21 protein-coding genes are annotated in these 19,587 nt (G+C 31.6%); all 21 read right to left on the reverse strand.

The features are described 5' to 3' along the window. Nucleotides 1-26 precede the first annotated feature (26 nt). Nucleotides 27-1,310 (reverse strand): uracil permease, encoded by a 1,284-nt coding sequence (uraA, locus tag G9F72_RS16980; RefSeq protein WP_164955816.1) that lies wholly within the window; start codon nucleotides 1,308-1,310, stop codon nucleotides 27-29. Between the two features lie 96 nt (nucleotides 1,311-1,406). Beyond that, on the reverse strand, nucleotides 1,407-1,943 hold the full coding sequence (gene pyrR / locus G9F72_RS16985; protein WP_164955817.1) for a bifunctional pyr operon transcriptional regulator/uracil phosphoribosyltransferase PyrR: 537 nt from the start codon (nucleotides 1,941-1,943) through the stop codon (nucleotides 1,407-1,409). 198 nt (nucleotides 1,944-2,141) lie between these two features. Beyond that, nucleotides 2,142-3,059, reverse strand: a complete 918-nt coding sequence (locus G9F72_RS16990) for an RluA family pseudouridine synthase (RefSeq protein ID WP_164955818.1) — start codon at nucleotides 3,057-3,059, stop codon at nucleotides 2,142-2,144. Next, nucleotides 3,060-3,506 (reverse strand): signal peptidase II, encoded by a 447-nt coding sequence (lspA, locus tag G9F72_RS16995; protein ID WP_164955819.1) that lies wholly within the window; start codon nucleotides 3,504-3,506, stop codon nucleotides 3,060-3,062. A 140-nt stretch (nucleotides 3,507-3,646) separates the two neighbouring features. Then, a complete protein-coding gene (locus tag G9F72_RS17000) occupies nucleotides 3,647-4,246 on the reverse strand; it encodes a TraR/DksA C4-type zinc finger protein (protein ID WP_164955820.1) in 600 nt (199 codons plus the stop codon). A gap of 126 nt (nucleotides 4,247-4,372) precedes the next feature. Next, nucleotides 4,373-5,179 (reverse strand): 3-deoxy-7-phosphoheptulonate synthase, encoded by an 807-nt coding sequence (aroF, locus tag G9F72_RS17005; RefSeq protein ID WP_164955821.1) that lies wholly within the window; start codon nucleotides 5,177-5,179, stop codon nucleotides 4,373-4,375. An 11-nt stretch (nucleotides 5,180-5,190) separates the two neighbouring features. Then, nucleotides 5,191-5,883, reverse strand: coding sequence for a 5'-methylthioadenosine/adenosylhomocysteine nucleosidase (locus G9F72_RS17010; RefSeq protein ID WP_164955822.1), 693 nt, complete (start codon nucleotides 5,881-5,883; stop codon nucleotides 5,191-5,193). Between the two features lie 121 nt (nucleotides 5,884-6,004). Then, nucleotides 6,005-6,616 carry a DivIVA domain-containing protein gene (locus G9F72_RS17015; protein ID WP_164955823.1) on the reverse strand — a complete coding sequence of 204 codons (612 nt, stop codon included), beginning with the start codon at nucleotides 6,614-6,616 and terminating at the stop codon, nucleotides 6,005-6,007. 17 nt (nucleotides 6,617-6,633) lie between these two features. After that, a complete protein-coding gene (locus tag G9F72_RS17020) occupies nucleotides 6,634-7,407 on the reverse strand; it encodes an RNA-binding protein (protein ID WP_164955824.1) in 774 nt (257 codons plus the stop codon). Between the two features lie 17 nt (nucleotides 7,408-7,424). Further along, nucleotides 7,425-7,682, reverse strand: a complete 258-nt coding sequence (locus G9F72_RS17025; protein ID WP_164955825.1) for a YggT family protein — start codon at nucleotides 7,680-7,682, stop codon at nucleotides 7,425-7,427. Nucleotides 7,683-7,709: 27 nt separating this feature from the next. Continuing rightward, a complete protein-coding gene (locus G9F72_RS17030; protein ID WP_164955826.1) occupies nucleotides 7,710-8,153 on the reverse strand; it encodes a cell division protein SepF in 444 nt (147 codons plus the stop codon). A gap of 2 nt (nucleotides 8,154-8,155) precedes the next feature. Then, on the reverse strand, nucleotides 8,156-8,827 hold the full coding sequence (locus G9F72_RS17035; RefSeq protein ID WP_164955827.1) for a YggS family pyridoxal phosphate-dependent enzyme: 672 nt from the start codon (nucleotides 8,825-8,827) through the stop codon (nucleotides 8,156-8,158). A 156-nt stretch (nucleotides 8,828-8,983) separates the two neighbouring features. Next, the gene (locus G9F72_RS17040; protein WP_164955828.1) at nucleotides 8,984-9,700 is read right to left on the reverse strand and encodes a DUF881 domain-containing protein; all 717 of its coding nucleotides are present in this window, start codon (nucleotides 9,698-9,700) and stop codon (nucleotides 8,984-8,986) included. 9 nt (nucleotides 9,701-9,709) lie between these two features. After that, a complete protein-coding gene (locus G9F72_RS17045; protein ID WP_164955829.1) occupies nucleotides 9,710-10,051 on the reverse strand; it encodes a small basic family protein in 342 nt (113 codons plus the stop codon). Nucleotides 10,052-10,061: 10 nt separating this feature from the next. Beyond that, on the reverse strand, nucleotides 10,062-10,781 hold the full coding sequence (locus tag G9F72_RS17050; protein WP_164955830.1) for a DUF881 domain-containing protein: 720 nt from the start codon (nucleotides 10,779-10,781) through the stop codon (nucleotides 10,062-10,064). A gap of 49 nt (nucleotides 10,782-10,830) precedes the next feature. Then, nucleotides 10,831-11,637, reverse strand: coding sequence for a cell division protein FtsQ/DivIB (locus G9F72_RS17055; RefSeq protein ID WP_164955831.1), 807 nt, complete (start codon nucleotides 11,635-11,637; stop codon nucleotides 10,831-10,833). A 249-nt stretch (nucleotides 11,638-11,886) separates the two neighbouring features. After that, nucleotides 11,887-12,993: a stage V sporulation protein E gene (spoVE, locus tag G9F72_RS17060; RefSeq protein ID WP_164955832.1), complete on the reverse strand. Its 1,107-nt coding sequence runs from the start codon at nucleotides 12,991-12,993 to the stop codon at nucleotides 11,887-11,889. 145 nt (nucleotides 12,994-13,138) lie between these two features. After that, a complete protein-coding gene (gene mraY, locus G9F72_RS17065; RefSeq protein ID WP_164955833.1) occupies nucleotides 13,139-14,092 on the reverse strand; it encodes a phospho-N-acetylmuramoyl-pentapeptide-transferase in 954 nt (317 codons plus the stop codon). After that, entirely contained in the window at nucleotides 14,089-15,540 is a 1,452-nt protein-coding gene (locus G9F72_RS17070) for a UDP-N-acetylmuramoyl-tripeptide--D-alanyl-D-alanine ligase (protein ID WP_164955834.1), read from the reverse strand. Before G9F72_RS17070 ends, mraY begins: the two co-directional genes overlap by 4 nt. Beyond that, nucleotides 15,541-16,986: a UDP-N-acetylmuramoyl-L-alanyl-D-glutamate--2,6-diaminopimelate ligase gene (locus G9F72_RS17075; RefSeq protein ID WP_164955835.1), complete on the reverse strand. Its 1,446-nt coding sequence runs from the start codon at nucleotides 16,984-16,986 to the stop codon at nucleotides 15,541-15,543. Between the two features lie 392 nt (nucleotides 16,987-17,378). After that, complete coding sequence (locus tag G9F72_RS17080; RefSeq protein ID WP_164955836.1) at nucleotides 17,379-19,574, reverse strand: stage V sporulation protein D; 2,196 nt, start codon at nucleotides 19,572-19,574, stop codon at nucleotides 17,379-17,381. Between the last annotated feature and the right edge of the window lie 13 nt (nucleotides 19,575-19,587).

The raw sequence follows: 19,587 nt of genomic DNA on the forward strand, positions 1-19,587 counted from the left end.
TGTATATATTATATCTAAAAATCCTATTAATTATCTCCTGACTTACTCTTTTCAGGTAGTGCTAAGTTCAATATTATACCCACCAGTGTTGCAAGAGCTACTCCTGCAATCTCAACTTGCGCTCCTAAAAACGGAAACTTTATACCGCCTCCACCAATACCTAAAACTATTATTACAGAAGCAATTATAAGATTTCTCTTTTTACTAAAATCAACTTTATCTTCCACAAAAATTCTGAAGCCAGAGGAAGCGATTATTCCAAATAACATAACACTAACCCCCCCGATTACAGGAAGCGGAATATTTCCTATTACTGCAGAAACTGGTCCAATAAAGGATAATACAATTGCAATTATTGCAGCTCCTCCAATTACCCAAACACTGTACACCTTTGTGATTGCCATAACTCCTATATTCTCACCATAAGTGGTATTAGGTGGCCCTCCTACAAAACCTGCAAACATCGTGGCAATCCCGTCTCCCATAATTGACCTATGTAGCCCAGGATCTTTTGTGAAGTCACGGCCTACAACATTACTTGTAACATATACATGACCAATATGTTCAGCAAGTGTTACGAAAGCTACTGGAGCCATAAGCATAATAGCATTTATGTTAAAGGTTGGCAAAACAAAGCTTGGCATTGTAAAAAATTTAGCTTTGCCTATTTCTTGTAGAACTTCCTTTGGAATTACTCCAAGAAATATAGAAAGTGCATATCCAATTACCATGGCAATCAAAATCGGTACTACCCCGAAAAATCCTTTGAAATACATAGTGCCAATTATTGCTATTCCCAGGGTTGCCATTGATACAAATATCCATGTGCCTCTAGATACACCTTGAAGTGCCGGTGTTGTAAAACCTGAATTTAGCCCTGCCCAATTTATTGCAACGCCAGCGAGACTTAGTCCTATTACAATTACAACAGAACCTACCACCACTGGAGACAACATTCTATCTAACCATTTGGTTCCCGCGAGTTTAATAATTAGTGCTACAATTACATATACAAGCCCTGCAGCTATAATTCCTGATAACATAGAACTTTGGCCATATGCCTTTGTGGCTACGCCCATAGGTCCTATAAACGCAAAGGATGAACCTACATAAGCAGGAAGTCTAGCTTTCGTACATAAAATATACAATAACGTCCCCACCCCACTACAAAACAGTGCAATTGATGGACTAAGACCTGTGAGCATTGGTACAAGTATAGTTGCTCCTACCATAGCAAATAGGTGCTGGAAGCTTAAAGGGAGCGTCTTAATGATTGGTAATTTTTCATTAACATCTACAATTTTATTCATTTGTTCCTCCTTTTAGTCTCGCTGGACTATTTTAAAAGATTATTTATCTTCTTCGAAATTATGCATCATCTGCGATACTGTTTATCTTCTTCGAAGCTATATTTCATATATACTAACTGAATCTTTTTCGTCAATTTCTAAAAGCTCCACAGAAATCATTTCTTTTCCAGAAGTAGGTATGTTTTTCCCTACATAATCTGCTCTAATAGGTAATTCTCTGTGCCCTCTATCTACTAAAACAGCTAATTGTATCATTTGAGGCCTACCATTAGCTATTATGGCATCAATTGCGGCTCTCGCAGTTCTTCCGGTATACAATACGTCATCTACTAAAATTATTTTTTTACCTCTCACATCTATACCTAAATTTGCATTGTTTAAAACTGGCTGCTCGTTTATTGAGGTAAGATCATCTCTATATAAAGTAATATCAACACTGCCTACAGGAACTTTAGTTCCTTCAATCTGTTCTATTAAGAGAGCAATTCTTTTTGCAATTGGTACCCCTCTTCTTTTTATTCCTATAAGGATAATATCCTCTATTCCCTTGTTTTTTTCAATAATTTCATGAGCTACTCTTGTCAATGATCTTTCTATTGCCTTTTCATCTAATAGCACTGATTTAAATTCCATAACTTCACCCCCTATTAAAATATTATAGTGTTAACACTATCTTTGTTTTATTTACTTTTACAATATAAAAAAAGCCTTTATCATAAAGGTAAAGGCATACTATACTTTAATAGTATTGCTTGCTTCATCCTTATGATCTCTCTGGAACATTTAAAGGCACAAATATTTAATTAAAAACATAATATCACATATTATGCTCTATTTCAACTCATTTCTTAACTTGATTATAATTTTTTCGAAATAATCTGGAAGAGGTGATGTAAATTCCATGTATTCGTTAGTACTTGGATGTATAAAACCAAGCATTTTTGCATGAAGAACCTGACCTTTTAAATTAAACCTCTGCTTTTTAAAACCATATACCAAATCCCCAACTAAAGGATGTCCTATCTTTGCCATATGTACTCTTATTTGATGAGTTCGACCTGTTTCTAGATTACATTCCAATAAGGTATTGTTGTCGAACCTTTCTATTACTTTATAGTGGGTGATAGCCTTCTTACCACTTTCTACTACAGCCATTTTTATCCTATCCTTAGGATGCCTTCCAATAGGCTCATCTACTGAGCCTTCATCTTGCTTAATTATACCTTCTACAAGAGCTAAATAACTTCTTGTCATGGAATGATCTTTAAGCTGCTCTGCTAAAGAGTTATGTGCATTATCATTTTTAGCTACTACAAGGGCTCCAGATGTATCCTTATCGATTCTATGAACTATTCCTGGCCTTAGAATACCATTGATGCCTGATAGATCCTTGCAATGATATAGAAGCGCATTAACTAAGGTTCCAGTATAATTTCCTGGTGCTGGGTGAACCACCATATCCTGAGGTTTATTAATTACAATTACATCGCTATCCTCATATATAACGTCCAAAGGTATATTTTCTTCCTCAACGTCTAACTCTAAGGGCTCTGGAATTGTTAATGTAATTATTTCATCTACTTTTAATTTATAATTACTTTTTCTAATCTTACCATTAACAAATGCCGCTCCACCTTCAATTATTCCTTGAATGTATGACCTAGATTTATTTTCAAATTCATTAGAAATAAATACATCTAATCTTGTACCAACTGAATCTTCCTCAACTTTATACTCAAAATTTTCCATTTATACTTCATCCTTTACTATAGAAATTGCCAAAACCAAAGTACCCACAACTACTAACATATCCGCTACATTAAATGTTGGGAAATAATATATATCTTTATAATGAAGTAAAATGAAATCTACTACATATTTATAAAATAGTCTATCATATAAATTTCCTAGCGCTCCACCTATAATTAGTGCAAGGCTTATTCTTAGGAATTTTGATTTTGGCTTATATTTAACAAGATAATATATCATTCCTGATATAACTAGTAGAGTGACTATGGCTAGCAATATGGTTTTGTTTTGCATAATACCAAAAGCTGCTCCTCTATTTTCTAAATATTCTAATCCAAAAAAATCTTTAATTATTATAATTCCATTATTATCTTTAAGTGAACCCAGCGCCCAAATTTTAGCTAATCTGTCCAATAGCAATCCAAAAAAAACAATTAATAGTTCCATACCCTTCCCCCTATTTATTATGAACAGATAAGCATATATTGCAGGGATATGTTTTTCATACTAATAGCTCTAAACTCATTCAATGCAATATATACTTTTTTTTATTCTGCCTAATTTAAAATATTGTTTCAACTTATTTTTTAATCTGGCAACTGATTTTTATATTGCTGATTACTTATTTTTTCTATAGGTTCAACATAACCGTCGTCATCATCATCATAATACTCAATTATGTCTTCCAATCTATTAAAACGTTCAACTGTTTGATAAATATCTTCAGCATCTATACCTACTTCACCACTAGTACTGTATCTAAAAAGTGTACCCAGCACATCTTCCTCCACGCATCTATCATTTTGCTGCTCTGGTTTTTTATCACCTATGGATTTTTCACATCCCACACAGTTTTCTGCGTAAGGTATAAATTCTAATCTTTCCTCAATTATATCACGCCCGCAACTCTTGCATTTCCCGTAGGTGTGATTTTCAATGCTGTCTAATGCAGATTGAATCTTTTTAATAATTGATATCTCATTTGCTTTAAGTGCCAATCCTTTTTCAATATCAAAAAGTTCAGTAGCAGTATCTGAGGGATGATTGTCATAAAATGATATTTCAGATGCCATTTCACTGTTAGAATTTATAACACCATTTTGCCTAAGTTGATTAATAAGCCTTTGAACGCGTGATTGTTCATTTATTAATCTTTGTTTAAAGTATTGTATTTTTTCCTCTTCCATGATAACAGCTCCTCTAGTTATTAATATAGTAGTAATATCAAACTGATAAAACTCCCATAGGCTTATGTTTTCTCATGGAGTGAATTTTATTACACTTATTTAAAATTATTTTAATAATTACACATCTTAATCCCTAAACGCTACCTCGAATTTTTTTACATTTTTAACAATTTGATCTATGGTGTCAATTGACACTGTTTGCCTTGCGTCAGATATAGCATTGTTTGGAGTAATGTGGCTTTCAATCATTAATCCATCTGCACCTGCAGCTATTGAGGCTAGTGACATCTGTTCTACTAATTCTCTTCTACCTGTTCCATGGCTTGGATCAACAATTATAGGGATACGATATTTTTGTTTAATTGCAGCAACACTACTTAAATCTAATGTATTTCTTGTGTAAGTTTCAAAGGTTCTAATACCTCGCTCACAGAGCACAACATTTTCATTACCATTTGACATAATGTACTCTGCCGCATAAAGCCACTCTGATAGTGTTGCACTCATGCCTCTTTTTAATAAAATAGGTGTCTTTAATTTTCCAACTTCCTTCAGCAAACTGTAGTTGTACATATTTCTAGACCCTATTTGTAACATATCAGCATATTTCAGTACTAAATCTATATCCTTAGAATCCATAACCTCTGTTACTATCGGCATATTAAATTCATCACCAACAATTTTAAGTGTTTTCAGACCTTCCTCCTTAAATCCTTGAAAATCATAGGGAGAAGTTCTTGGTTTAAAGGCTCCCCCCCTCAATATATGTACACCGGTTTTTTTTAAACCACTTGCTATTGCATGCATATTATCGTAATCTTCAACTGAGCAAGGCCCTGATATTATTACTTTTTCTTCTCCACCAATAATTATATTTTTAACCTTTACTTTCAAATCTAAACCATTATTTTTATGAACTAATAACTTTTCCATATACAAGACTCCTAAATTAATTTTAACATATTGTTCAAAATTTTTGTGGAATGCTCTACAGCAATATCCTTGAATTTTTCATAATCCATATGAGCTCCATTATTTGCATTGTCTGAAATGGATCTAATAACAATAAATGGGATTTTGTTTAAATAGCACACTTGTGCTATACTTGCTCCTTCCATTTCACAAGCTAAGCATTCAAACTCAGAATTAAGCCATTTTATTTTATCAATGCTGGCAATAAATTGATCCCCTGACACAATTCTTCCCGTAAAATAATTATGCCCTTGTATGCTCTTGCAAGCCTCTATTGCATGCTCTATTAGTTTTTTATCACATTTGAAATCAAAAGTATCGAGTCTCGGAATTTGTCCTATCTTATCTCCAAATACAGAAGTATCCATATCATGTTGTACTAAATTATCCGCTACTACAATATCTCCAGGATAAATATTTTCTTTAGTTCCGCCTGCAATCCCCACATTTATAACATAATCTACGTTAAAATCATCTATTAATATTTGAGCACAAACTGCAGCATTAACTTTCCCAATACCACTAGTAACTATGACTACGTTTTTATTATGTATAATTCCAAGACTAAATTCCATATTAGCCTTAACCTCACTTCTTTCAAATTCCATATCTTTAAGTAAAAATCCAACTTCCTCACTCATTGCTCCAATAATACCTATATTCATTTTTTACTCCTCCTTGCGTCACTATGCTGTAGAAAACATTTATTATTTCCAAAGTTCCTAATATATTATATCACATTTGCTACATAAAAAATCTCACCCATTGAGTGAGATTTCTATGTTTTTACTCTTTTGCAAAAAAACTTTTTATTTCTTCTATATCATGGTTATGAAAATCTTTTTCATCAATATTTTTTAATGTTAAATTAAAAACTTCTGATTCTACAATATTTTTTGTGTCTATTTTTTTATCCCCAATTTCATTACCCACATTGTAACTCTTAAAATAGTCACTTTCTAGGCCATCAAACATCTCAACTTGACAATTCATAAAATTTCTAAATTTCGTTCTAAACATTGCAAATTCTTGCTTAACACTATCATATTCACCATTTATCTTAAGTACATCATCATGTGCTTTATCTACCATTCTTTGAGAAGAATCATTTGCACTTCTGATAATTAATTCTGACTCCTTCTGAGCAGAAAATTTTGCTTGTTCTGCAGCATTTTGAGCGAGCACTAAGGTGTTTTGAATTGTAGATTCTATTTTAACATGATGATCTAATTTTTCTTCTAAAAAGCTGTTCTTTTCTCTTAAGGTTGAATTTTCTTTGTACATAATTTCATATTCTTCAGCTACCTTATCTAAAAACTCATCAACTTCATCAGCATTGTATCCTCTTAAACCCTTTTTAAACTCTTTATTATTAATATCCATGGATGTCATTCTCATTCTCGTTCCCCCCTTAACTATATGAATTGCTTTATTTCAACTTTTAAACGGTCCTTTTGAGTACTTCCTATAATCTCTTTAACCACAAACTTACCATACCCTCTAATGGTTAAGGTATCATTGCACTTTACAATCTTATCTTTTTTTAAACACTGAAAATAATTCACTAATATTTTACCCGTCGATATAAGTCCCACTGAATTATTTCTTGAAACATTGCATATGGCTGAAACCATTCCATCTAGGCGAAGTGAGGTAGATATAACAATTTTCTCCTCGAATTTACGTTCTGGAAGCTCCTGCGATGTATAAGAGTATTCACTAACGCTGCAATGAGAATTGCCTATATCATTCAAATTATTAATTATATAACTGCTAATGTCACCACATACTGGTACATAGCAAACCGCATCTCTAATTATTAAGTCACCTAATTTTTCTCTTTTAATTCCTAGTGACATTATAGCACCTAAATAATCCTTATGATGAAGGGTACTAAATTTAGAGTTATTACTTATTTTCAATAAGTTTATGGGATATATTAAAGGTCCCTCATAGGATGAAAATGATAACATTCTCCTGTCGGAATCTTTAAATATCCCATTTGTATATGATTTTATTTTATAATTTTCACATAGGACCGAAATTTGATTCCATATAATTGGAGATAAAAACTCATTAGTAAATATGATTTTATTAGTTTTCTCAGCTATTTGCATTTTATTAAATATATTGGAAATCAAATTTTTATCCTCGTGATTTATACTATTTAAAAAATAGTTCTTATCCATTTAACTCATTCCTTAATCTAATATCTCAATAAGCCAAGCACTAATGATCTTACAATCATTATTATAACAAGTGCTATTATTGGTGAAAAATCTACCATCATATTTCCAAAATATTTTTCTTGAATTTTTCTACCGGGTAGTAAAATAGGCCCCGTTATTTTATGCAATAATTCTACATATTGATTTGTTCCCCTATAAACCCAAGATAAAATCACTTCGATAAATATTGCATATTGTAATGCACTAAAAATTAAATCAAAAAATCTATAAAACAAATTTGATAACCTCCTGTTTTTCTCTGATTATTTATTCCAATTAAAAATTCCTTTTGAACTTAATTCACTTTTTAACTCATTATTAACTTCTATATTCGAAGGAGATAATATGTATACACCTTTTTCAACTTGTTGAAGGTCTCCACCTAAAGAATAACAAGAGCCTCCAATAAAATCTAATAATCTTTGGCCAGTTTTAGGTTCTAGTCCCGTAGTGTTAACTACTACAATTTTTCTTGACTTCAAGTTATCACTAATTGTAGTTGCTTCATCAAAATCTTCTGGTTTAATAATAACCACTTTTGTAGATGCTGTGGTATGAATATTCACTACTTTACTTTGTTTTTTATTTGCAGTCATCAGTGATTCAATCTCCATGTTATCATCTTCAGTTTCCATTTCTTCAATTTCATCAGATGCATCCTCTGCCATACCTAAAAAACCCATAACCTTGTTTATTACTTTACTCATTGTTATCCCTCCAGTTTATTGTAATCTCTTTCCCCAAATATTTTCTCACCAAGTCTTATCATATTAGATCCTGCTTTTAGTGCAATTTCAAAATCTCCACTCATACCTAAAGATAAAAATTCCATGGTAACATTTTTATATTTAAAAGTTTTTAGATTATCAAACATACTTTTCATCTGATTAAAGTAAATTCTACACTCTTCTGCATTACCAATTGGAATTGTAGCCATTAGGCCTTTAACTTTTATGTTGTTACATTCCTCGCATGCTTGTATTAGAGAATCTATATCATGAGCAGCTATACCGGTTTTAGCATTTTCTTTCCCAATATTAACTTGAATTAAAACGCTAGCAATTTTATCTTGCGCCCCATATTGTTTTTCAATTTCTTGAAGTAGTCTTATGCTATCTAAAGAGTGAATAAGATAAACTTTCCCAACAATATGTTTTACCTTATTCCTCTGCAGGTGTCCTATAAAATGCCATTTAATGTCCTCTTCTAGGCTATCATGTTTCTCCATTAATTCTTGTACTTTATTCTCTCCAAAATCTCTAGCTCCAGCTGCATATGCTTCTTTTATTTCATGGATTTGTCTAGTCTTAGAAACGCATATTAGTGTTACATCTTCTGAGATTTCATTTTTTATTTGGTTATAAGCTTCACTAATTTCCAAACGGACCTGCCTCCTTGCTGTTCTCCTGGTCAACACAATTATTAATTGTTATTTCCCATTTTTATTTTAATTCTTTAATTCTTTATTTCTTTAATTCTTCATTGAAGCGAAAAATCCCTTCAATTTTTGCATATTATTATTTGATTTTTAATTATATTAATTTTTTTTATTCGCGATACTCATATACTTTACTATATAATCACCGGTATATGCTAATATTTTTATATCATCTACCTTAACAATGTCAATCTTAACTTGTCTGAGCTTTAATTCTTTTATATGTGTAGCTTCTAGTGTTAAATAATTATACAATACATCTTCATTACCTATGGCATCAATGTAGAATGGAACTACTATCTTAATGCCATTTAAATCAATGTTAGAACCAGCACATAATCCATAATTATCATAGATAATTCTTTGACCATTAACAGAAATTGCTTCTGCTCCTGCATTTCTTAGATCATTTATCACTTCTACAATATCAGCGTCATGAATTAACTGTCTACTACTAAGATACTCATCAATATTGCTGATACCATCGTCTAATGTAATTTTAACCCCTTGACCTTGAACATCACTCTTTCCTAATATAATATTATTTTCGTTAACTTCCTTTTGAATTTCTTCTAAAACTTTATATTTTTTCACATCACCACTATCATACTTTTGGAGCTTTGAGGTGGCATTGTAGTATTGCTCTTTTAAATTGTTTAGTTCAGAATATAATTTACTTCTCTCATTATAGGCTACATCATACTGTTTCACATCCAAAAAATTACTTTTTCCTTTAAATCCAATATTCATAGCTATAAGGAGTCCTATTATTATTGATGCAATAAAAACAAATATAGTAGCTTCATTATTTTTCATTTAATCACCTCAGGAGTGAGATTTGGTTTTATCTATTAAAAGTCGTCTAATAATTGCAAAGTTATCAAATATTCTTCCTCCAAATACAATAACAGCAGCCAAATAAATTGGAATGCCTAATTTATCACCTAGATAAACCATGGCTACGGCTAGTGCTGAATTTCCGAAAAATCCTGATACAAAAATATCCGCTCTGAAATTACGGGAAATTGACCCTCTCAGCGCTCCAAAAACAGAATCTAAACACGCAAAAATTGCTACAGAAATATATGGAGAAAATTTAACTGGAATATCAACATTCCATACAATTCCTAGTATAATACCTATTAATAGCCCTACAAATGCAACCATTTCATCACCTCTATTTCTTTTCTATTGGTTTAGCAAACTCAAATTTATATGCTTTATTATATTTAAGAACCTTAATTTTATCTGATTTTTCCATAGTTATATCGCAGGTCTTACTAAGGTCTTGTGGAATCGCTCCTGGAAAACTAATAGCACTTTCTAGTAAGTCTTTTTTCCCAATTGCTTTAATTGTAATTCTTTTATTATAAGAAATCCTTTCATCATTCATAATAATTGCATTTCCTGCATTTCTTATACCACTACGAGAAGTAAATCTAATATCATTAATTGAAATTGCTTCAGCATCTGCCGCATTTAATTCATTTACTATATGCACCAAATCTGTATCATTTATACGCTGAGATTCAGAGTCACTACCAAAAACATCACTTTTAGGGGTAATGTAAATTATTATACCTTGACCTTCTACTTCAGTACCCCCAGTAAGAATTCTCGTCTCTTCCAATTCTTTGTATAATAATCCACTTTGTTCATCTCTTCCCTTAGCAGAGTTCTCATATTCCTTTGTTTTAGCATCTAATTCATCAATCTTTTTCTGCATTTCTTCTTTGCTAGTTTTTAATTGTTCATTTTCAGTTATAATTTCTGGTGTATTCTTATTAGTATCCGCTGTTAAATTCTGTTTGCTTATCATTTTAAATTGGTAAGTTATCATAAATCCTAATAATACACATATTATGCCAATGGAAATTTGGGATCTAAACTTCTTCATAGACTTCCTCCTTGCTACTCTCTGGGGGGGGTACTTGTTTTTGTTTTTACTATTGTTGTATAAATACAACTGGATTGGATTTAGAACTAACATCCACATAACCTTTAGCACCCTTATATTCAAGTTGTGAAATAATGTTTATCGCCTTATTAAATTTATTTTTTAAGTCGTCAGATGTTCCAAATTTAATACACATTTCTCCAGAGAAAACCTTCACATCTAAAACATCACTTACATCTACCATAGTTATCACAATAGCACTATTGGTTTTTCTATACTCAGTAATAATATTTGTTATTTCATTTGCAATAATAATTTTTCTATTATCTTCTGAGTAAACTAAACCTCCAACTTTAGATTGTTCGTATTTAAATCCAATTAAATTCACTAAGCTTTTATTTTTAATATCAGATCTTTTTTCTAGCAAAATGCCTTTGTTATCTAGAATATAATATATGTTGTTCACTTTTCCATAAAATACAGCTACTCTTTCTTCTATTTCTATTACAATTTTATTTGGCAAAACCTTTTTAAATTTCACACCTAGGATATATGGATTTTGGATAATTCTTTTTTTACTATCGTTAAAACTTACATTAAAAATATTACTTCCAAGTGTAATTTTAGCCGCATCATTAATTTCAGCTTTTGAAGCATTGGAATTCCCTAGAATTTCAATAGTTTTAATATTAAAATAGGGTAATTTAAAACATAGTGTAATCAATGTGGATACCATAATCATGGATAGAAGCGTTAAGCGTTTTACTCTTTTTTTGTGCTTTCTTTTATATAATAATTTTTCTTTATTTTCTATAATATAATTACCATTTTTAAAATTATCGCTTTTCTTGTTCATTCACTTCCCCGCATTCAATAATACATATTTTTTACATTTTTGACTTTTAAAATATAAACTTCTAGATTGTAGTTCACACTTTATCTTAATTTATCTAACTTACTTTTATAACTCACTTATCTATATATAATACCACTTAATCTAATTATTTTCATCTCAATTCCAATGTATTTTTTAGTATTTTAAAAAAATTAATATTTTGTGTGAGAAAGCATATAAAAAGGCATGCACAAATGCAAGCCTTCCCTTTTAATTTTTATTTGCATTTTGTCTTGACACGTTTAAAATTACTCCCATGGCAAACATATTAAAAACCAAAGCTGAGCCACCATAGCTTATAAAAGGCAATGGCACACCTGTAACTGGCATTGAACCGGTAACTACTGCTATATTAATAATTGCTTGAATAGCTATAACAGATGTAATACCAATGCCTAAAATAGTACCATACATATCTTTAGCTGTAACTGCTATTTTAATACCACGCCATACAAATATTACAAATAATAAAATTATAAAGCCGCATCCGATTAATCCTAATTCTTCACCAATTATTGAAAAAATAAAATCCGTCCACGGTTCTGGTATGTAAAGACATTTTTGTCTCGATTGCCCAATTCCTGCACCAGTGACTCCGCCAGACCCAAGTGCAAGCAATGATTGAACTAGTTGATAGCCTTCATCTTGACTATGGGCAAAAGGATTTGTAAAATTCATAAGTCTTTCCAATCTATATGGCGCAATTAATATTAAAACACCAACTGCAGCAACTAGCGATCCACCTATGGCAAAAATGTGTAAAAATCTTGCTCCTACCGCAAATAAAATAATTACAGTAACAATCATTATAACTGTTGCAATACTTAAGTTTGGTTCTAGTAAAATTAGACCTGCATAAAATCCTGAAACTAATAAGTACGGAAGAACACCTTTAAAGAATTCTTTAACTTTTTCTCCCTTTATGTCTAAGCTTTTAGCCATATATAACACTATAGCATATTTTGCAATTTCCGATGGTTGAAAACCTGCAAATCCTAATGGAATCCATCTCTTAGAACCGTTAACGGCTGGACATGCAAGTACAGCAAGTAATAACACTACAGTAATTATCATAATAATACCAGTATATTTTTTTATTACGTGATAATCAATTTTAATAGCTGCAATCATAAAAATGAATCCAATGCATACCCACATTAATTGTTTTTTTAAATAGAATTCTGGATCATCTAGTTTGAAAGCCGAAGTATAGGAGCTGGCACTATAAACCATTACTACTCCGATGGCCACAAGAAGCATTATGGTTGCAAATAATACAAAATCTATTTGTCCTATTTTAACCTTGGATTTTTTCATAATATATCCTCCTTAAATCATCTCCTGGGTCGCTAGGATTAACGACTTCAGAAGGATATCCAGACTCCCACTGAAGTTTTTTCTTTGTTATAGTATGGGCCACTTATAGAAGTAGGAGACTCTCCTTCTGAAATGTCGTTAAACCCTAATAGGTAAAGGATAGAAATCCAACTATACATAAAACCACTGTTACAATAGAGAATATTGCCACAATCTTAGTTTCCTGCCATCCACTTAATTCAAAATGATGGTGAATTGGAGACATCTTAAATACTCTCTTACCAGTAGACTTAAATACTAATACTTGAATAATAACTGAAACTGCCTCCAGAACATATATTCCACCTACAATAACAACCAGTAGTGGTACCTTAAGTATCATACCCACCGCTGCTACTGCGCCACCAAGTGCAAGTGACCCCATGTCTCCCATAAAAATTTGTGCTTTATAAGAATTAAATTTTAAAAATCCTAATAACGCACCAGCAAGAGCAGCACAGAATATTGCAAGAGTAGAATGAAACATCATATTACTAACTAGTGCAAAGAATGTCATAACTACTATTGTAACACTGGTAGCTAAGCCATCTAATCCATCTGTTAAATTAACTGAATTTGTAGTTGCTGCAAAATATATAATAATACAGGGTACATACCAAATACCCAATTTTATGGTTTTATTTAAAAATGGTATCATTGTTTCCGTCCCTATTATAATTGAAGCGTAATAACCAATAAAACCCGCTACCACAACTATAAGTAGCATCTTTTGTTTGGATGAAAGCCCTTCATTTTTTTTACGTTTTATTTTTAGAACATCATCAATAAGCCCAATTAATCCAAAAGCAATAAAACAATATAGTGCAATCATAGCCTCATCATTTAAATGCCTAACAATGATTAGCATTGTAATTATTGTTGAAGTCATGAATATAATGCCTCCCATAGTAGGTGTGCCTGCTTTTTTTAGATGACTTCTAGGTCCTTCTTCCCTTATATTTTGACCAAACTTAAGCTTATGTAACATTGGAATTAAAAGTGGACCTTGTAGAATTGATAAAAAAAATGCAATTAAAACTGAATATATAATTAAACTCATTTTTCAGTCACCTCTTTAGCATTTATATTATCTAGCGAATTTAGATTCGCCCGCGAATTAATATTCTCTAGAGCATTCAAATGCTCTAGTTCATTAACTATGCTCTCAAACTTCATATATCTCGAAGCTTTAACTAAAACAACATCATTTGGGGCAATAATTTCACTTAGGAAAGAAATTACTTCATTATAAGTTTCAAAACACCTATATTTATCTATATCACTAAATCCTTGTTTATATGCCTCATTAAATTCCCCTAGGGTAATTAATAAATCAATATCTTTACTTTTTGCATATTCCCCAACTTGCCTATGTCCTTCGAAGGCGTTATTTCCTAATTCTCTCATAGTACCGAGTATTGCAATTTTAGATTTTCCACTAACATCACAAAGTACATCCATTGCAGCTAGCATTGAATCTGGGCTAGCATTATAACAGTCGTTAATGACAGTGAATTTTTCACCCTTTGTTATATCTAAACGCATAGAGGTGGCTTCTAAATTTTTAAAGCCACTAGCAATTTCATCATAGCTCATACCCAATACCCTTCCGCAAGCTACTGCTAGTAGGGAATTTAGTACGTTATGTCTTCCAGGTATATTAACCTCAATTGTATTATCAGTTAAAATTCCAGTCTCAATTAATCTGAATGTTATTTTGTGCTCAAAAATATTTAAATCACAGGCTTTATAATCAGCCTGAGAATCAATTCCTGTTTTTATAGTTTTATAGTTTGATGTGATTATATTTTCTAATAAATCATTGTCTGAATTTACAATTAAAATACTATCCTCTGTAAAAAAATCTGTTATCTCCATTTTAGCCTTTAAAATATTTTCTCTTGTTTTAAGATTTTCAAGGTGAGACATTCCGATGTTAGTAATTATGCCAATATTAGGTTTTGAAGTCTCACATAGGTTATGAATCTCTCCAAAATCACTCATTCCCATTTCGAGAACTGCAATATCATAACTTTTATCTAACATAAATATCATCATAGGTAACCCTATTTCGTTGTTAAAATTACCCAGTGTTTTAAAAACTTTGAATTTTGCAGATAGCACCGCTGCAACCAAATCCTTTGTGGAAGTTTTGCCTGTAGACCCTGTAATCCCTACTACTTGTATATCTAGCTTATTTAAATAAAATTTTGCTAAATCCCTTAATGCTTTTTTAGTATCTCCTACTTTAATTACAGTAGTTTTCACATCTAGCAACTTTTCTTCAAATTTTATTTCATCAATTATGCAAATTGAAGCTCCTTTTTTACTAGCATCTACAATAAAATCATTAGCATTAAAATTTTCACCCTTTAAGGCTATAAAAATATCCTTGTCTTTTATGTCTCTTGTATCCATGCAAACATTGTTATAAAAGGCGCTTTCTCCTTTAACTACTACTTCTCCAAGCGTTGCCTCAATTATCTCGTCTAGTGTAATATACTCCATCTACAAACTCCCCTTTATTATATCTAAAACAATTTCCCGCTCATCAAAATGTATTGTTTTATCCTTCAAAACCTGATAGTCCTCATGCCCTTTTCCTGCAATAACAATTACATCATCTTTCATCGCAATTTCAATTGCTCTTTTTATAGCTGCTGTTCTATCCGCTATAATTTCAAATTTCTGTTTTCCAATGCCTTTTACTACATCATTAATTATTTCTAGCGGGTCCTCAGTTCTTGGATTGTCAGAAGTTATTATTGAAATATCACTAAGTTTGCTACCAATTTCGCCCATGATAGCTCTTTTGGTTTTATCTCTATCTCCGCCGCAACCAAAAACACATATAAGTTTGCCTTTTGTAAATTCTCTCACAGTTTTTAGTATGTTTTCTAGTGCATCAGGTGTATGTGCATAATCTAAAATTATTTCAAATCCCAAGTTGTAGTTATTTGCAACAAGTTCACAACGTCCAAGCACTTGTACTTTTTTTAGCCCTTGTTTAATTGCAGATATTTCTATTCCCTGATTTAAACAAACTCCAATGCAGCCAAGAGCATTATATATATTATAATTTCCTGGTATATTCAATTCAATCTCAAAAGAGTTGTCTTTATACAGCACCGTGAATTTACTTCCCCTCGAGTTCATTTCTATATTAGTAGCCCTAATATCTACATTGGAATTTAATCCATAGCTCGATTTACTACTTGTAATTAAATTATAGGCACTGCCTCCATAAGTATCATCAATATTAATTACAGAGTTTTTACTATGCTTAAATAATATTAGTTTTGCATTAAAATAATTTTCTAAAGTTTTATGAAAATCTAAATGATCTTGTGTTAAATTTGTGAAAATGCTTTCACAAAACTCTATTCCATATACCCTATCTAAATACAGTGAATGAGAAGACACCTCCATAACACAATAATCCACACGTGACTCCACCATTTCATTGAAAAGCTCATGTAGCTCTAGAGATTCTGGAGTAGTTCTCTCCGAATGAATTTTGTCCTCACCAATATAATTTGCTATAGTTCCAATAAGTCCAACTTTATGCCCTTGCTCCTCTAAAATAGCTTTAATCATAAAGGCTGAAGTTGTTTTTCCATTAGTACCTGTGATTCCTATGATTTTCATCTTACTACTAGGGTTATTATAGTAATTAGCTGCACTTAGAGCTAATGCCTTTCTGCTATCTTCTACTTTAATCACAGTACAATTTAATTGTGCTTCTATATTCTTCTGACATACAATAGCAGCCGCTCCATTGTTAATTGCATTTTGTATATATTCATGACCATCAACCTTATACCCATCTATACAGAAAAATAAATCTCCACTTTTAATTTTTCTTGAATCATATTGAATTTCTTTTATATCTATATCAATATTTCCATTAATTAAATCCAAATTAATATTCTCCATAATTTTTCTTAATTTCATATTTTCACTCCCTTAGTGTATTTACTCATAAATGTGTATTTACTCATAAATGTGTATTTACTCATAAATGTGTATTTATTCATAAATGTGTGTCTATACATAAATATGTGTTAATACATATAATATGCTTTTACATATAGTATGCTTGCAAATAATTATTTTTCTTATTATTACTAACCTGTTTTGAAAATAGTATACAGAAGTAAAGAGGATTCCCTAAAAAAATTACTTTTACCCACAACATGGCAAATCCGACAGTTCAGAAATACTGAGTGATGTCGGTATTTATCACCTTTATGTTACACGAAAATAAATAACAAGTCAAAGTTGCTCTATACTGACTTGTTATTTATTTCACTGTTTCTTAAATATAGTATCTACACTATATTTAACTAGTCAGCCATTATATCTAAATGTAATGTAATAGTAGTTCCTTTTTTTACTTCTGTGCCTTCTACACTTTGTTCTGAGACTATTCCATTACCAATAAATTGAACTTTTAGACCAAGACTATTTAACATTTCACTAGCTTTTTCCGGGCTATTTCCTTTAACATTTGGAACTATCACTGAATTACTATACTCTACTTTTGTATCAGTGTGTAAAATAATTTCAGTTCCTTCTTTAACTGTATATCCAGGTTTAGGAGTCATATCAGTAATAACTTCTCCGCCAGTTGTTAATTTCAACTTTAAGTTATTATCTTTTAATATTTTTTGAGCCTCTGCTCTTTTAAGGCCTCTTACCTCAGGCACGATAATATCCCTAAGTAAACTTTTGCCAATTTCCTCACTAGAAGCATCAGATTTTAATGATAAGTAATTAAATATATCATTAAAAACTTGTTTTGCCACCACTGTTGCAATTTGTCCACCATAATAATTAGATGGATTTGGTTCATCAATATTAATTAGTAAGGTTATTTGTGGATCATTTGCAGGTGCCATTCCTGCAAATGACGAAACATATTTTTGTGGTGCATAACCAGGCCCAGTGCTACTAATCTTTTGAGCAGTTCCCGTTTTTCCAGCAATATGATATCCTGCAATATATGCCTTCTTACCTCCACCACTTTCTATAACCTGTTCTAGGTCAGCTCTAAGTTGCTTTGTCACTGACTCATCTATTATTCTTCTTTCATTAAAATTGGAATATGATTGAAGAACCTTTTTATTGTTTAAATCATCATAATTTATTATCTCTTTCATAACATGAGGTGTTATAAGTTTCCCTCCATTTGCAATAGCATTAAATGCTGTTAAATACTGCACACAAGATAGTGTATTACTTTGACCAAAAGATGTTGTTGCTACGTCAAGAGTAGTCATACTTTTAGTTGGTCTGATTATTCCTGAAGCTTCTCCATTTAAATCAATACCAGTTTTTTTTCCAAGTCCAAACAAGTAAATATACTTATTTAGTTTTTCAGGACCTAGTCTTCGACCCAGTTCCATAAATCCAACATTACATGAGTTTTTTAAAATATCCACAAAGCTTTGAGCTCCATGTCCCGTTGTTTTCCAACACTTTATTGTTTTACCTGCAACTACAGTGCTACCATTACAGACAAATCTATCACTGTCTGTAACTAGTTTCTCTTCCATGGCAGCTGTTGCAGTAACTACTTTAAAAATAGACCCTGGCTCAAATGTATCACTTACTGCTCTGTTTCTCCAAGCCTTTTGGTTTTCGTCAAAACTTTTAGTAAGATCCCAGGGATCATTTGGATTATAGCCTGGTTTATTAGCCATCCCCAAAATTTCTCCATTTTTAGGATTCATTGCAATTATGGTAACTGCTGCTGCTTTATTATCAATCATGGCCTGAGTAGCCGCTTTTTCACAAAAATATTGAATCATCTCATCAATAGTAAGTACTACATCTTTACCATTTATTGGTTTTGTATAATCTGATATTTTATAAGGCAAAGCTTCACTTTTTCTATCAGTTTCAGAAAGGTTTATTCCAGGTACCCCAGATAGATATTTATCGTAATATAGTTCAACGCCTGTTAATCCATTACCATCAGAATTAGTATGTCCTATAACATTTGCTAAGAAATTATTATTAGGATAATATCTTTTTGTATCTCCAGTAATTACAATTCCCCGGAGCTTATTACTTTTAGCATAATCAACAATTTTATCGGCTATATCCTTATCTATCCTTCTCTTCAAAATGGCTGCTCCAATAGGTTTTCCCTTTGCATTAGTCTGAGTCAAAATAGATAAAACATTCTTAGATTCCATTCCAAGTATTTTAGCAAGGTCAGGTGCAATACCCGCCATAGTTAATTTGTTTTTGCTTGTAGTATCTCTTAATGAATTAAGATCTAAGTCTACTCTAAAAACATTTGCACTTATAGCTAATTCCTTTTCATTTCTGTCTAAAATCCGTCCTCGTTGTGGTGCAATCCGAACGTCACTTGTCCATTGTAGAATTGCCATTTCTTTATAATCCTTTCCTTTAACTATCATTACGTAGCTTAACCTACTAACTAATAGAAAAAACAAAAGAAAAAGTATGAAAAAGACACCCAACATTCGTCGTTTAACTAATACCTTGTCCCTATACTCTCCTCTTGCCAATGTGGTTCCCCCT

Origin of the sequence: Clostridium estertheticum (assembly GCF_011065935.2) — a bacterium.
GTDB lineage: Bacteria > Bacillota > Clostridia > Clostridiales > Clostridiaceae > Clostridium_AD > Clostridium_AD estertheticum_A.

What these genes read in the sequence shown, in the direction of transcription:
- uraA (WP_164955816.1), bottom strand. Translation starts at nt 1,310, where the DNA reads ATGAATAAAATTGTAGATGTTAATGAAAAATTACCAATCATTAAGACG.
- pyrR (WP_164955817.1), bottom strand. Translation starts at nt 1,943, where the DNA reads ATGGAATTTAAATCAGTGCTATTAGATGAAAAGGCAATAGAAAGATCA.
- G9F72_RS16990 (WP_164955818.1), bottom strand. Translation starts at nt 3,059, where the DNA reads ATGGAAAATTTTGAGTATAAAGTTGAGGAAGATTCAGTTGGTACAAGA.
- lspA (WP_164955819.1), bottom strand. Translation starts at nt 3,506, where the DNA reads ATGGAACTATTAATTGTTTTTTTTGGATTGCTATTGGACAGATTAGCT.
- G9F72_RS17000 (WP_164955820.1), bottom strand. Translation starts at nt 4,246, where the DNA reads ATGGAAGAGGAAAAAATACAATACTTTAAACAAAGATTAATAAATGAA.
- aroF (WP_164955821.1), bottom strand. Translation starts at nt 5,179, where the DNA reads ATGGAAAAGTTATTAGTTCATAAAAATAATGGTTTAGATTTGAAAGTA.
- G9F72_RS17010 (WP_164955822.1), bottom strand. Translation starts at nt 5,883, where the DNA reads ATGAATATAGGTATTATTGGAGCAATGAGTGAGGAAGTTGGATTTTTA.
- G9F72_RS17015 (WP_164955823.1), bottom strand. Translation starts at nt 6,616, where the DNA reads ATGAGAATGACATCCATGGATATTAATAATAAAGAGTTTAAAAAGGGT.
- G9F72_RS17020 (WP_164955824.1), bottom strand. Translation starts at nt 7,407, where the DNA reads ATGGATAAGAACTATTTTTTAAATAGTATAAATCACGAGGATAAAAAT.
- G9F72_RS17030 (WP_164955826.1), bottom strand. Translation starts at nt 8,153, where the DNA reads ATGAGTAAAGTAATAAACAAGGTTATGGGTTTTTTAGGTATGGCAGAG.
- G9F72_RS17040 (WP_164955828.1), bottom strand. Translation starts at nt 9,700, where the DNA reads ATGAAAAATAATGAAGCTACTATATTTGTTTTTATTGCATCAATAATA.
- G9F72_RS17045 (WP_164955829.1), bottom strand. Translation starts at nt 10,051, where the DNA reads ATGGTTGCATTTGTAGGGCTATTAATAGGTATTATACTAGGAATTGTA.
- G9F72_RS17050 (WP_164955830.1), bottom strand. Translation starts at nt 10,781, where the DNA reads ATGAAGAAGTTTAGATCCCAAATTTCCATTGGCATAATATGTGTATTA.
- G9F72_RS17055 (WP_164955831.1), bottom strand. Translation starts at nt 11,637, where the DNA reads ATGAACAAGAAAAGCGATAATTTTAAAAATGGTAATTATATTATAGAA.
- spoVE (WP_164955832.1), bottom strand. Translation starts at nt 12,993, where the DNA reads ATGAAAAAATCCAAGGTTAAAATAGGACAAATAGATTTTGTATTATTT.
- mraY (WP_164955833.1), bottom strand. Translation starts at nt 14,092, where the DNA reads ATGAGTTTAATTATATATTCAGTTTTAATTGCATTTTTTTTATCAATT.
- G9F72_RS17070 (WP_164955834.1), bottom strand. Translation starts at nt 15,540, where the DNA reads ATGGAGTATATTACACTAGACGAGATAATTGAGGCAACGCTTGGAGAA.
- G9F72_RS17075 (WP_164955835.1), bottom strand. Translation starts at nt 16,986, where the DNA reads ATGAAATTAAGAAAAATTATGGAGAATATTAATTTGGATTTAATTAAT.